The organism is Enterobacter genomosp. S (genome assembly GCF_001631805.1).
GTDB lineage: Bacteria > Pseudomonadota > Gammaproteobacteria > Enterobacterales > Enterobacteriaceae > Enterobacter > Enterobacter quasihormaechei.
This window is the reverse complement of sequence record NZ_LVVA01000004.1, coordinates 53,755-66,086: the sequence shown is the minus strand read 5'-3', so window position 1 is coordinate 66,086 and position 12,332 is coordinate 53,755. Positions and strand designations below refer to the sequence as shown.

The 12,332-nt window shown below is 57.3% G+C and carries 12 protein-coding genes; 6 read left to right on the top strand and 6 right to left on the bottom strand.

Annotation, left to right across the window (positions count from 1 at the left end):
* Positions 1-45 precede the first annotated feature (45 nt).
* The gene (gene fieF / locus A3466_RS05290) at positions 46-930 is read right to left on the bottom strand and encodes a CDF family cation-efflux transporter FieF (RefSeq protein ID WP_063449710.1); all 885 of its coding nucleotides are present in this window, start codon (positions 928-930) and stop codon (positions 46-48) included.
* Positions 931-1,083: 153 nt separating this feature from the next.
* Positions 1,084-1,590, bottom strand: a complete 507-nt coding sequence (cpxP, locus tag A3466_RS05285; RefSeq protein ID WP_063449709.1) for a cell-envelope stress modulator CpxP — start codon at positions 1,588-1,590, stop codon at positions 1,084-1,086.
* Positions 1,591-1,740: 150 nt separating this feature from the next.
* On the opposite strand from cpxP, the gene cpxR reads away from it, so the two are divergent.
* Positions 1,741-2,439, top strand: a complete 699-nt coding sequence (cpxR, locus tag A3466_RS05280) for an envelope stress response regulator transcription factor CpxR (protein ID WP_003862004.1) — start codon at positions 1,741-1,743, stop codon at positions 2,437-2,439.
* Positions 2,436-3,809: an envelope stress sensor histidine kinase CpxA gene (gene cpxA / locus A3466_RS05275; protein WP_063449708.1), complete on the top strand. Its 1,374-nt coding sequence runs from the start codon at positions 2,436-2,438 to the stop codon at positions 3,807-3,809. Before cpxR ends, cpxA begins: the two co-directional genes overlap by 4 nt.
* Positions 3,810-3,861: 52 nt before the next feature.
* Here cpxA and yiiM read toward each other — a convergent pair whose 3' ends face one another.
* On the bottom strand, positions 3,862-4,536 hold the full coding sequence (gene yiiM, locus A3466_RS05270; RefSeq protein ID WP_063449707.1) for a 6-hydroxyaminopurine reductase: 675 nt from the start codon (positions 4,534-4,536) through the stop codon (positions 3,862-3,864).
* 71 nt (positions 4,537-4,607) lie between these two features.
* Positions 4,608-5,228, bottom strand: coding sequence for a superoxide dismutase [Mn] (gene sodA, locus A3466_RS05265; protein WP_003861999.1), 621 nt, complete (start codon positions 5,226-5,228; stop codon positions 4,608-4,610).
* Between the two features lie 288 nt (positions 5,229-5,516).
* Here sodA and rhaT point away from each other — a divergent pair, with 288 nt between their 5' ends.
* The gene (rhaT, locus tag A3466_RS05260) at positions 5,517-6,551 is read left to right on the top strand and encodes an L-rhamnose/proton symporter RhaT (protein WP_063449706.1); all 1,035 of its coding nucleotides are present in this window, start codon (positions 5,517-5,519) and stop codon (positions 6,549-6,551) included.
* On the opposite strand, the gene rhaR is transcribed toward rhaT, so the two are convergent.
* Positions 6,552-7,400: an HTH-type transcriptional activator RhaR gene (gene rhaR / locus A3466_RS05255; RefSeq protein WP_063449705.1), complete on the bottom strand. Its 849-nt coding sequence runs from the start codon at positions 7,398-7,400 to the stop codon at positions 6,552-6,554.
* 73 nt (positions 7,401-7,473) lie between these two features.
* On the bottom strand, positions 7,474-8,310 hold the full coding sequence (gene rhaS / locus A3466_RS05250; protein ID WP_063449704.1) for an HTH-type transcriptional activator RhaS: 837 nt from the start codon (positions 8,308-8,310) through the stop codon (positions 7,474-7,476).
* A 301-nt stretch (positions 8,311-8,611) separates the two neighbouring features.
* On the opposite strand from rhaS, the gene rhaB reads away from it, so the two are divergent.
* The 3 genes from rhaB to rhaD all read left to right on the top strand — a co-directional run bounded on the left by rhaB (position 8,612) and on the right by rhaD (position 12,264).
* The gene (gene rhaB, locus A3466_RS05240) at positions 8,612-10,081 is read left to right on the top strand and encodes a rhamnulokinase (protein ID WP_063449703.1); all 1,470 of its coding nucleotides are present in this window, start codon (positions 8,612-8,614) and stop codon (positions 10,079-10,081) included.
* Positions 10,078-11,337 (top strand): L-rhamnose isomerase, encoded by a 1,260-nt coding sequence (rhaA, locus tag A3466_RS05235; protein WP_063449702.1) that lies wholly within the window; start codon positions 10,078-10,080, stop codon positions 11,335-11,337. The genes rhaB and rhaA overlap by 4 nt, the downstream gene beginning before the upstream one ends.
* A gap of 96 nt (positions 11,338-11,433) precedes the next feature.
* Positions 11,434-12,264 carry a rhamnulose-1-phosphate aldolase gene (gene rhaD / locus A3466_RS05230; RefSeq protein ID WP_063449701.1) on the top strand — a complete coding sequence of 277 codons (831 nt, stop codon included), beginning with the start codon at positions 11,434-11,436 and terminating at the stop codon, positions 12,262-12,264.
* Positions 12,265-12,332: the final 68 nt, after the last annotated feature.

Here is a 12,332-nt window from a genome sequence, read left to right as displayed (position 1 = left end):
CAAAATGCTGGTCTGGCTCTCTTTTTTACAACGAATTACGAAAGCTCAAAACGCCCTGGGTACGACAGAGCACGGATCCTGGTGAATAATGACGTCTGACCCAGGGTAACGCTGCAAAATCGCCTGCTCCACCTGTTCAGCGACCATATGCGCCTGAACCAGTGGCAGGTTGTCTTCCATTTCCAAATGAATCTGAATAAAGCGGGTCGGCCCTGACTGCCTCGTACGAAGATCGTGAGCGCCACTGACGCCAGGCCAGTTGGTCACGATGGCATAAATTTCATCACGTTCTGCGTCCGGAAGCGCACGGTCAAGAAGCGACTGTACCGCGTCATACCCCATCCGCAACGCGCTGTATAAAATATAGATCCCTATCCCTAACGCAAACAACGCATCCGCCCGATGCCAGCCATACCAGGCCAGACCAAGCGCAATAAGAATAGCCCCATTCATCATAACATCAGACTGATAATGAAGCATATCGGCCCGTACAGCCTGGCTTTGTGTTTTGCGTACGACCCAGCGCTGGAACGTTACAAGAACAAGTGTGCTTATAAGTGCAACTACCGTTACGACCACGCCAACGCCCGGATCGTTCATAGGGGAAGGCGAAATAAGGTGCTGAATGCCGGTCAAAAACAGAAAAAGCGCGGAGCCCGAAATAAACATGCTTTGCGCCAGCGCGGCCAGCGATTCCGCCTTGCCGTGCCCAAACGTATGCTCTTCATCCGCCGGTTGCAGCGAGTAGCGCACCACCAGCAGATTGGTCAGCGAGGCGGCAATATCCACCAGAGAATCCACCAGCGCCGCCAGAATACTGACCGAGCCGGTGTACCACCACGCGAAGATTTTAATGATCAGCAAACACGACGCCGTCACCGTCGCGGCTATTGCGGCCCGGCTTACCAGCCGTCCATAGGATTGATTCATAAACACTCCTGTCATGCCATGGCGCTAGTATAACGGATGGCGGTGGAGTGAAAGGATGAATAAAGCGTTAACAAACCTGAACGACGGGCAAAAAAAACCCCCACATCATGTGGGGGAAGACAGGGATGGTGTCTATGGCAAGGAAAACAGGGTTTACTGGTTACTACGGGTACTGCTATTGCTACTGAAAAGCGTCATATCTGAGCTTCGCTGCATCCGTGCAACCTCACGCAACTGGTTCATACGTTGCTGATGTTTGGTGTTCAAAACCGCTTGCTGCTCGGGCGTTAGCAGGTGGAACATCTGATTGCGAACCTTCGCCATTTCTACCTGGCGGGCAACCTGTTCCTGCGCCATTTTTTCGGCCTGAGCGCGTACAGCGCTTTCGTCAAAATTTTCTGCGGTGACAAGGCGATGCATTGTCTCCATTTCGCTAACATTAACAGGGGGCTGATCGTGTCGTGCCCTCTGCATCAGATCTCGCATCTGTTGACGCTGATGTTCGGTTAAACTTATGCCGTCAAACATATGGTTTTGGCTGCTGTGCTGCGTTGCGCCCTCTACCGAGGAACCGTTATCGCTGATGATAGCTACAGCAGCCTGGCTAAACGCACTGAAGGCCAGCGTTGAGGCCATGACGGCAGCGGTAACTTTGCGCATCACTTGCTCCCAAAATCTTTCGTGTCGCGATTCAACGAGAGACAGTCTACGATTCAGGCTGCAAACATGCGTCAGGGGGTGTAAAACAACGTAAAGTCATGGATTAGATAGCCTTGATGTCGTAATTTCTGCCTCGGAGGTATTTAAACAATGAATAAAATCCTGTTAGTTGATGATGACCGAGAGCTCACATCTCTTTTAAAGGAGTTGCTCGACATGGAAGGTTTCAACGTCCTGGTTGCCCATGATGGGGAACAGGCGCTGAGTCTCCTTGACGACAGCATCGATTTACTTTTGCTCGACGTCATGATGCCGAAGAAAAACGGCATTGATACGTTGAAAGAGCTTCGCCAGACACACCAGACCCCCGTTATTATGCTGACCGCACGCGGCAGCGAGCTTGACCGCGTCCTCGGCCTTGAGCTGGGCGCGGATGACTACTTACCTAAGCCGTTCAACGACCGTGAACTGGTGGCCCGTATTCGTGCGATCCTGCGCCGTTCTCACTGGAGCGAGCAGCAGCAGAATACCGACAACAGTTCACCTACGCTGGAAGTGGACTCCCTGAGCCTGAACCCGGGCCGCCAGGAAGCGAGCTTCGACGGTGAAACGCTGGAGCTAACTGGCACCGAGTTCACCCTGCTGTATCTGCTGGCGCAGCATCTCGGCCAGGTGGTGTCGCGTGAACACTTAAGCCAGGAAGTGCTCGGCAAACGCCTTACCCCGTTTGACCGCGCCATCGATATGCATATCTCGAACCTGCGCCGTAAGCTGCCGGAGCGTAAAGACGGTCACCCATGGTTTAAAACCCTGCGTGGTCGCGGTTATCTGATGGTTTCCGCTTCATGATAGGCAGCTTAACCGCCCGCATCTTCGCCATCTTCTGGCTGACGCTGGCACTGGTTTTAATGCTCGTTTTGATGTTGCCAAAACTCGACTCACGCCAGATGACGGAGCTTCTCGACAGCGAGCAACGTCAGGGCGTGATGATCGAGCAGCACGTGGAAGCGGAGCTGGCAAACGATCCGCCGAACGATTTTATGTGGTGGCGCAGGCTGTTTCGCGCTATCGACAAGTGGGCGCCCCCCGGACAACGGCTGCTGCTGGTTACCAGCGAGGGTCGCGTGATTGGGGCCGATCGCAATGAGATGCAGATCATCCGCAACTTTATTGGCCAGGCGGATAACGCCGATCACCCACAGAAAAAGAAATATGGTCGGGTAGAGATGGTCGGCCCTTTCTCGGTACGGGATGGGGAAGATAACTATCAGCTCTACCTGATTCGCCCTGCGAGCAGTTCCCAGTCCGACTTCATCAACCTGCTGTTTGACCGTCCGCTTTTGCTGCTGATCGTCACGATGCTGGTCAGTTCTCCGCTGCTGTTATGGCTGGCGTGGAGCCTGGCGAAACCGGCGCGTAAGCTGAAAAACGCGGCGGACGAAGTGGCGCAAGGCAATCTCAGACAGCATCCGGAGCTGGAATCCGGGCCGCAGGAGTTCCTGGCCGCCGGGACCAGTTTTAACCAGATGGTCAGCGCGCTCGATCGGATGATGACTGCCCAGCAACGCCTGCTGTCGGACATCTCACACGAACTGCGTACGCCGCTCACTCGCTTACAGCTGGGCACCGCCCTGCTGCGCCGCCGCAGCGGTGAGAGCAAAGAGCTGGAGCGTATTGAGACGGAAGCGCATCGTCTGGACAGCATGATCAACGATCTGCTGGTGATGTCGCGTAACCAGCAGAAAAACGCGCTGGTGAGCGAAACGGTGAAAGCCAATCACCTGTGGCACGAGGTGCTGGACAACGCAGCGTTCGAAGCGGAGCAGATGGGGAAATCGTTCACCGTCAACTTCCCGCCGGGCCCGTGGCCGCTCTACGGTAACCCCAACACGCTGGAAAGCGCGCTGGAGAATATCGTGCGTAACGCCCTGCGCTATTCGCACACGAAGATTGAAGTGGCGTTTTCGGTGGATAAAGACGGGATTACCGTCATTGTCGATGACGATGGCCCAGGCGTCAGTCCGGAAGATCGCGAACAGATTTTCCGTCCGTTCTACCGCACCGACGAAGCGCGCGACCGCGAGTCTGGCGGCACGGGGCTGGGGCTGGCGATTGTAGAAACCGCCATGCAGCAGCACCGCGGCTGGGTGAAAGCCGATGACAGCCCGTTGGGCGGGCTGCGGTTAACGCTGTGGCTACCGCTGTATAAGCGTTCGTAACGGTATGTGCCGGGTGGCGGCTTCGCCTTACCCGGCCTCCTTTCTACGGAACCTATTTCCCCCACAATCTCCGCGAACTGCTCTCGATCTTCCCGCTTATACGCCGCTTCTGCATCGTTCTTGTCCAGCTGGTAGACAACCCCGCCGCCGACAGCAGGCGATGATACTGTTCATCGTCAAACGGCATATGCCAGGCAATCGCGCAGGCCTCGTACACCGACACCTCACTCAGGCGCGACGCGAGCTCAAGCGGCGCGTCCGCCGAAACCTCTCCCGCCTGCACAACGCGATACAGCCAGCCAGTTTTGCCCACGTTTTGCAGCTGGGCCGACATATCCTGAATACCGAAATGGTAGTTGAGCTTAAAGCACGGCGAGCGCGGCTGGGTGACCTGAATCAGGGCATCGCCCCAGCGGTAAATATCGCCAATAAAGACGTTCTTTTCCGTCAGCCCTTCCGTTGAGAGATTTTCGCCAAACGCGGGCGCGACGAAGAGGTCCGCCTGTTCAGGAAATTCGGTTTTCCAGTGCTGATAGTGCTCGCGCGGATAGTGGCACAGCGCGCGATCGGGTCCGCCGTGGATTTTCTTTTCGGCCTGCTGGTCGCCCACCAGCCCGAGCTCGGTCAGCGACAGCTCACCGTCGACCTGCACTTTGGCGATGGCGCTCGGGCGGCTGCCGTCGTACTCCCTTACCTTGCCTGTAAACACGTTCACCGGGTAATGCATCGCTGCCTCCATTACGCAGATACAAAAAAAGCGAGTCATCAGACTCGCTTCTCACAGGCGTCAATGCAACCTTATTTTTTAGCGGCGAAACGCGCTGCGGCTTCGTCCCAGTTCACGACATCCCAGAACGCTTTGATGTAGTCAGGGCGACGGTTCTGGAACTTCAGGTAGTAAGCGTGTTCCCACACGTCCAGGCCCAGAATTGGGAAGCCGGATGCGCCAGAGATGGCTTCACCCATCAGCGGGGAGTCCTGGTTTGCAGTAGAAACGACCGCCAGTTTGTCACCTTTCAGAACCAGCCACGCCCAGCCAGAGCCGAAGCGGGTTGCAGCGGCTTTTTCGAATTCCGCTTTGAAGTTGTCAACGGAGCCGAAGTCGCGCTCGATTGCCGCTTTCAGGTCGCCCTGAAGGGTGGTGCCGGTTTTCAGGCCTTTCCAGAACAGGCTGTGGTTAGCGTGACCGCCCGCGTTGTTACGCAGTACGGTTTTCTTGTCTGCTGGCAGCTGGTCCAGCTTGGTGATCAGCTCTTCAACAGGCAGATTAGCGAACTCTGGCAGGCTTTCCAGCGCAGCATTCGCGTTGTTCACGTAGGTCTGGTGGTGTTTAGTGTGATGGATTTCCATCGTCTGCTTGTCGAAATGCGGTTCCAGTGCGTCGTAGGCATACGGCAGGGATGGCAGTGTATAACTCATAATCCTCTCCATTATTGTCGGGCGGCACAGCTGTTAATGCCGCGTAAGCAGTTGGTTCATTATAGTTAATTAAATGATATTGAAAATGATTATCAATGCCGTAGTTTTTATATGGTTATTACAATTTCGATGAATCACAAAATTGTGAGTCTGCTCACGCGCTTAACGTGCTGATTGCCACCCTCCACAAAAGTGCGGCAACCTTCTGAAGGTTCCCAAACCGCCTAATTTTTACACTCATCAAGTCGGCGGGAAGCCACCGACAATAAAAACGATGAGGATAATTAAATGAATCATGCGATTACGATGGGTATTTTCTGGCATTTGATAGGCGCGGCCAGTGCTGCCTGTTTCTATGCCCCGTTTAAAAAGGTTAAAGGCTGGTCATGGGAAACCATGTGGTCCGTTGGCGGTACGGTCTCCTGGCTGATTTTGCCGTGGACCATCAGCGCCGTGCTGCTGCCCGATTTCTGGGGCTACTTCTCCTCCTTCAACGCCTCCACGTTACTGCCGGTGTTTCTGTTCGGCGCGATGTGGGGCATCGGTAATATCAACTACGGCCTCACCATGCGTTACCTCGGCATGTCGATGGGGATTGGCATCGCGATTGGCATTACGCTGATAGTGGGCACCCTGATGACGCCCATTCTTAACGGCCATTTCGACGTGCTGATCAACACCCAGGGCGGCCGGATGACGCTGCTGGGCGTGCTGGTGGCGGTGATCGGCGTGGGGATCGTCACCCGCGCAGGCCAGCTAAAAGAACGCAAGATGGGCATCAGAGCCGAAGAGTTCAACCTGAAGAAAGGGCTGATGCTGGCGGTGATGTGCGGCGTCTTCTCGGCGGGCATGTCGTTCGCCATGAATGCCGCCAAACCGATGCACGAGGCCGCTGCGGCGCTGGGCGTCGACCCGCTGTATGTTGCCCTGCCAAGCTACGTGGTGATCATGGGCGGCGGCGCGCTGGTAAACCTCGGCTTCTGCTTCATTCGTCTGGCAAAAGTGAAAAATCTGTCGGTAAAAGCCGACTTCTCGCTGGCAAAACCCCTGATCCTTACCAACGTTCTGCTCTCCGCGCTCGGCGGCCTGATGTGGTATCTGCAATTCTTCTTCTACGCCTGGGGCCACGCCAGCATTCCGGCGCAGTATGACTATATGAGCTGGATGCTGCACATGAGCTTCTACGTGCTGTGCGGCGGGCTGGTTGGGCTGGTGCTGAAGGAGTGGAACAACGCCGGGCGTCGTCCGGTTGGCGTGCTGAGCCTGGGCTGCGTGGTGATTATTATCGCCGCCAACATTGTCGGCCTCGGCATGGCGAACTGATTACGCCGCCTTTCGACTGCGATGACGCCACTGAACCGGCGTCATCCCCACCTCGCGGTTAAACACCACCGAAAAGTAATTACTGTCCTCAAATCCGCAGCGCATCGCCACTTCGCTGACCATCAGCTCGGTATGCTGTAACAGATACTGGGCGTGGCAGATGCGCAGCTGGCGCAGGTAATGGTTTATCGTCATTCCCGTCTGGGTGCGGAACTGCTGGCGCAGCGCGCGCTCGCTGCACTGCTCCTGCTCGCAGAATTTTTCCAGCACGAAACTCTTGTTCAGACTGCCCGCAAGCCGGGCGATCAGCTTATCCAGCAGCGCTTCCTGCGTGGTGGCGGAGGGATTATCCGTGGCGTAACGATGGCGCTTCAGGGTCATCACCAGCTGGGCGAAAAGCAGCTCCGACATCTGGTTCGCCACCGGGTCGCTCTTCTGGCTCTCCTGCTCCAGCTGGGAAATTGTCTGGCGCACCTGAGCCATGCCGCTGCTGCTTAAGCGCCAGTGCGGTTCGCCTCCGGCATTCAGAAAGCCCGGAATGTTGCCCGCCCAGTCGACATTCAGTTTAAGCCTGTCAGGGCAGTAGATGACGTTCTGCAACACCAGATCGTTAACCGAGGCGTAGGCGTGTTTGTCTTCGGCGCGTATGTAAAACAGATCCCCGCGCGTGATGCGGTAGGGCCGGTCGTTGAGAACGTGTAAGCCATTGCCACGCCACACCATCACCAGCTCGCAGAACTCGTGGGTGTGCTCGGCAAAGACATTTTGCGGGTAGCGGTCCGCCACCGCGACGGCCTGACTCGCGGAGGCAAAAAAATCATCTTTGCGAAGAATTAACTGAGCAGCCACACCACAACCTCTAGGGCGAATAACCGGACATTATTAGCCTTTTTGCGGCAAAAAAACGGTGACTGCCCTCGCGTTACTGAAGCAACGCGTCTTTCCCCTGACGAATATCGCGCGGCGACCAGCTAAATTCCCGGCGAAACAGCGTCGAAAAGTGGTTACTGTCGCCGAAACCGCAGCGATAAGCGATATCCGTGACGCTTTCATCGGTATGGCGTAAAAGATGGCGCGCTTTGATCAGGCGCAGACGGTTAAGGTAACGCTGCGGCGTAAGCCCGGTATGCTGCTTGAGCTGACGATGCAGCGTGCGCAGCGAGAGCGAAAAGTCGTCTGCCAGCGTTTCCCAGCAGACATCTTCAGCGAAATGATCTTCCAGCCAGGCCATGAGCTGGTTCAGCCGCGCGTCGTTATTTTCCATCCCTTCCACCAGGCTGCTGCGGCGCAGCAGCACCAGCAGCTGCATAAACAGCAGCTCGCGGGTGGCAATCGCGTGCGTCTCCTCTGCGTCCTCGCTCTGCTCCATCTGGCTCACCAGCTGACGCACCTGCTGCAACGTGGACTGATTCACCCGCCAGTGCGACGGGTAGTGGCCATCCTTCTCTTGCGGCAACAGCTGATTCAGCCCGGAGAGAAACTGGAACGCGTCCGGAGAACGATAGAGCACGTTGGTCAGGCACAGGTTGTCGGTATGTTCATACAGGTGCCTGTCGTGGTCGCGCACGAAGCACACCGTACCGCCGCTGATGGTATACGGCTGACCGTTAAACACGTGGATGCCTGTTCCGTGCTCAACAATCACAATCTCATGAAAATCATGATGATGCTCAGGAAATGCAGCCTGAGGAAGCCGTGGCTCAATCGCGACCGGAGAAGCTCCCGAAGGAAAAAAATCGACGCTGTGCAGTACGGTCATAACGGTCCCCACCAATGAGAAAAGTTCTCAAAATAGTAATTAAGGCCTTCCACGCTCACCTTAAATTTTTGACAGTAAACCGCGCAAAAGCTGCCGGTTTTTCAAGAAACAGGCGGAAAGATCGGGAAATGCGGTCAGCGTCACACTGCCTGCAAACCCCGTCATTACTGGAAACTGTGAACTCCCTCACGTTCACCTTTGCTTTCTTGCCAGCGCGAGATTTGGGCTGTCAGTGGCGAGAAGGTGGCTATTTCTTCCCTTTCTTACACTCATCGCTAATGACTTAAGAAAGGACCCGACCATGACTTTTCGCCATTGTGTGGCTGTCGATTTAGGCGCATCCAGCGGCCGTGTAATGCTCGCCACCTGGGACTGTGACCAGCACACCCTTACGCTTCGCGAAATGCACCGTTTCGCCAATTGTCTGCAAAAACAGGACGGTTTTGTGACCTGGAATATTGATGCGCTGGAAGCGGAGATCCGCACCGGACTTCATAACGTCTGCGAAGACGGTATCCGCATCGACAGTATCGGCATTGATACCTGGGGCGTGGATTACGTGCTGCTGGACCGTCACGGCGAACGCGTCGGCCTGCCCGTCTCCTACCGCGACAGCCGCACCGATGGGCTGATGGCGCACGCCATCGCGCAGCTTGGCAAGGAGAACATCTATGGTCGCAGCGGCATCCAGTTTCTGCCGTTTAACACGCTGTATCAGCTGCGGGCGCTGGTTGAGCAACAGCCAGAGCTGGTTGAAAAGGTGGCGCATGCGCTGCTGATCCCGGACTACTTAAGCTATCGTCTGACCGGCAACATGAACTGGGAATACACCAACGCCACCACCACGCAGCTGGTCAATATCAACACCGATAACTGGGATGAACACCTGCTGGCATGGACGGGCGCCTCGCCGTCCTGGTTCGGCACGCCAACCCATCCGGGCAACGTGATCGGCCAGTGGATTTGCCCGCAGGGGAACGAAATTCCCGTTGTCGCCGTCGCCAGTCACGACACCGCAAGCGCGGTCATTGCCTCGCCGCTCGCCAGCAAAGACGCGGCCTATCTCTCCTCCGGCACCTGGTCGCTGATGGGTTTTGAGAGCAAAACGCCCTATACCAGCGACGCCGCGCTGGCCGCCAATATCACCAACGAAGGCGGTGCCGAAGGACGCTACCGCGTGCTGAAGAACATCATGGGCCTGTGGCTGCTCCAGCGGGTGCTGAAAGAGCAGAACGTCACCGACCTGCCCGCGCTTATCGCGGAAACCGAAAAGCTGAAGGCCTGCACCTTCCTGATTAACCCGAACGACGACCGCTTTATTAACCCGGTGCACATGAGCGCTGAGATCCAGGCCGCCTGTTTTGACGCGGGGCAGCCGGTACCTTCCCGCCCCGCCGAGCTGGCACGCTGTATTTTTGACAGTCTCGCCCTGCTCTATGCCGACATCCTGAGCGAGCTGGCTGACCTTCGCGGTAAACCGTTCAGCCAGCTGCACATCGTGGGCGGCGGCTGCCAGAACCAGCTGCTGAACCAGCTCTGCGCCGATGCCTGCGGCATTACCGTGGTGGCAGGCCCCGTAGAGGCTTCCACGCTCGGCAACATCGGCATTCAGCTAATGACGCTGGACGAACTATCAAACGTTGACGATTTCCGTTCGGTGGTGACGGCGAATAACAGCCTGACCACCTTCACCCCCAATCCCTGCCATGACATTGCCCGCTACCGGGCGCAGTTTCAGCAAAAACGACTGACTAAGGAGCTTTGCGCATGACCACTCAACTTGAACAAGCCTGGGACCTGGCTAAACAGCGTTTCGCCGCCGTCGGCGTGGATGTCGAAGAGGCGCTGCGCCAGCTCGACCGTCTGCCCGTCTCCATGCACTGCTGGCAGGGTGATGACGTTGCCGGCTTCGAGAACCCGGGCGGTTCCCTGACGGGTGGCATTCAGGCAACGGGTAACTACCCGGGCAAAGCGCGCAACGCCACCGAACTGCGTGCGGATCTGGAACTGGCGCTGAGCCTGATCCCGGGGCCAAAACGCCTGAACCTGCACGCGATTTATCTCGAATCCGACGCGCCGGTCGCGCGTAACGAAATCAAACCGGAACACTTTAAGAACTGGGTGGAGTGGGCAAAGGCCAACCGGCTGGGACTGGATTTTAACCCGTCCTGCTTCTCGCACCCGCTGAGCGCGGACGGGTTTACTCTTGCACACGCCAACGACGAAATCCGGCAGTTCTGGATCGACCACGTGAAGGCCAGTCGCCGCGTCTCGGCGTATTTCGGCGAGCAGCTCGGCACGCCGTCGGTGATGAATATCTGGATCCCGGACGGCATGAAGGACATCACCGTTGACCGTCTGGCGCCGCGCAAGCGCCTGCTGGCCGCGCTGGATGAAGCCATCAGCGAAAAGCTGGACCCGTCGCACCATATCGACGCGGTGGAGAGCAAGCTGTTCGGCATTGGCGCAGAAAGCTACACCGTGGGCTCAAACGAGTTCTACATGGGCTACGCCACCAGCCGCCAGACCGCGCTGTGCCTGGATGCTGGCCACTTCCATCCGACCGAGGTGATCTCCGACAAAATCTCCGCCGCCATGCTCTACGTGCCGCGCCTGCTGCTGCACGTCAGCCGTCCGGTGCGCTGGGACAGCGACCACGTGGTCCTGCTGGACGACGAAACCCAGGCGATTGCCAGCGAAATCATTCGCCACGATCTGTTTGACCGCGTGCACATCGGGCTCGACTTCTTCGACGCCTCCATCAACCGCATCGCGGCATGGGTTATCGGCACCCGTAACATGAAAAAAGCCCTGCTGCGTGCCCTGCTGGAGCCAACCGCCGCGCTGAAACAGCTGGAAGAGAGCGGCGATTACACCGCGCGCCTGGCCCTGCTGGAAGAGCAGAAATCCCTGCCGTGGCAGGCGGTGTGGGAGATGTACTGCCAGCGTCACGACGCCCCGGCGGGCAGCCAGTGGCTGGACAACGTGCGGGCGTATGAGAAGGACGTTCTCGCCGCTCGTCAGTAAAAAATATCGCCCGGCAGCGCATTGCATGCCGGGCCTACAGGTAAAAGCAGGCCGGGTAAGCGTAACGCCACCCGGCATTTTCAAAGGAAACACTGTATGCAGACCATCACCACCTCCTGGTTCGTCCAGGGCATGATCAAAGCCACCTCCGACGCCTGGCTGAAGGGCTGGGACGAGCGCAACGGCGGCAATCTCACGTTGCGCCTGGACGACGCGGATATCGCGCCCTTTGCCGCCGATTTCCACCAGAAGCCGCGCTATATCGCCCTGAGCCAGCCGATGCCGCTGCTCGCCAACACGCCGTTTATCGTTACCGGTTCCGGCAAGTTCTTCCGTAACGTTCAGGTGGACCCGGAAGCCAATCTCGGCGTCGTGAGGGTAGACAGCGACGGCGCGGGATACCACATTCTGTGGGGGCTAACGGACGACGCGGTGCCGACCTCTGAACTGCCGGCGCACTTCCTCTCCCACTGCGAACGCATCAAGGCGACTGACGGCAAAGACCGCGTCATCATGCACTGCCACGCCACTAACCTGATCGCCCTGACCTACGTGCTGGAAAATAATTCTGATTTCTTTACCCGCAAGCTGTGGGAAGGCAGCACCGAGTGTCTGGTGGTGTTCCCGGACGGCGTCGGCATTCTGCCGTGGATGGTGCCGGGTACCGACGAAATCGGCCAGGCGACCGCGACGGATATGCAAAAGCACGCCCTGGTGCTGTGGCCGTTCCACGGCGTTTTCGGCAGCGGCCCGACGCTGGATGAAACCTTCGGCCTGATCGACACCGCCGAGAAATCCGCGGAGGTGCTGGTGAAGGTCTACTCCATGGGCGGCATGAAGCAGACCATCACCCGGGAAGAGCTGATCGCCCTGGGCAAACGCTTTGGCGTCACCCCGATGCAGTCCGCATTAGATCTGTACAACTAACAACATCGCGCCCCGCTTACCGAGACGGGGCGAAAACCACCTGCAATCCCTACAACTAACTCAAGTCA

Excerpts from the sequence above, each read along its gene's own strand:
- yiiM (WP_063449707.1), bottom strand. The coding sequence starts at position 4,536 with ATGCATTACCCGGTGAACGTGTTTACAGGCAAGGTAAGGGAGTACGAC.
- rhaD (WP_063449701.1), top strand. The coding sequence starts at position 11,434 with ATGCAGACCATCACCACCTCCTGGTTCGTCCAGGGCATGATCAAAGCC.
- rhaT (WP_063449706.1), top strand. The coding sequence starts at position 5,517 with ATGAATCATGCGATTACGATGGGTATTTTCTGGCATTTGATAGGCGCG.
- cpxP (WP_063449709.1), bottom strand. The coding sequence starts at position 1,590 with ATGCGCAAAGTTACCGCTGCCGTCATGGCCTCAACGCTGGCCTTCAGT.
- cpxA (WP_063449708.1), top strand. The coding sequence starts at position 2,436 with ATGATAGGCAGCTTAACCGCCCGCATCTTCGCCATCTTCTGGCTGACG.
- cpxR (WP_003862004.1), top strand. The coding sequence starts at position 1,741 with ATGAATAAAATCCTGTTAGTTGATGATGACCGAGAGCTCACATCTCTT.
- sodA (WP_003861999.1), bottom strand. The coding sequence starts at position 5,228 with ATGAGTTATACACTGCCATCCCTGCCGTATGCCTACGACGCACTGGAA.
- rhaB (WP_063449703.1), top strand. The coding sequence starts at position 8,612 with ATGACTTTTCGCCATTGTGTGGCTGTCGATTTAGGCGCATCCAGCGGC.
- rhaS (WP_063449704.1), bottom strand. The coding sequence starts at position 8,310 with ATGACCGTACTGCACAGCGTCGATTTTTTTCCTTCGGGAGCTTCTCCG.
- rhaA (WP_063449702.1), top strand. The coding sequence starts at position 10,078 with ATGACCACTCAACTTGAACAAGCCTGGGACCTGGCTAAACAGCGTTTC.
- fieF (WP_063449710.1), bottom strand. The coding sequence starts at position 930 with ATGAATCAATCCTATGGACGGCTGGTAAGCCGGGCCGCAATAGCCGCG.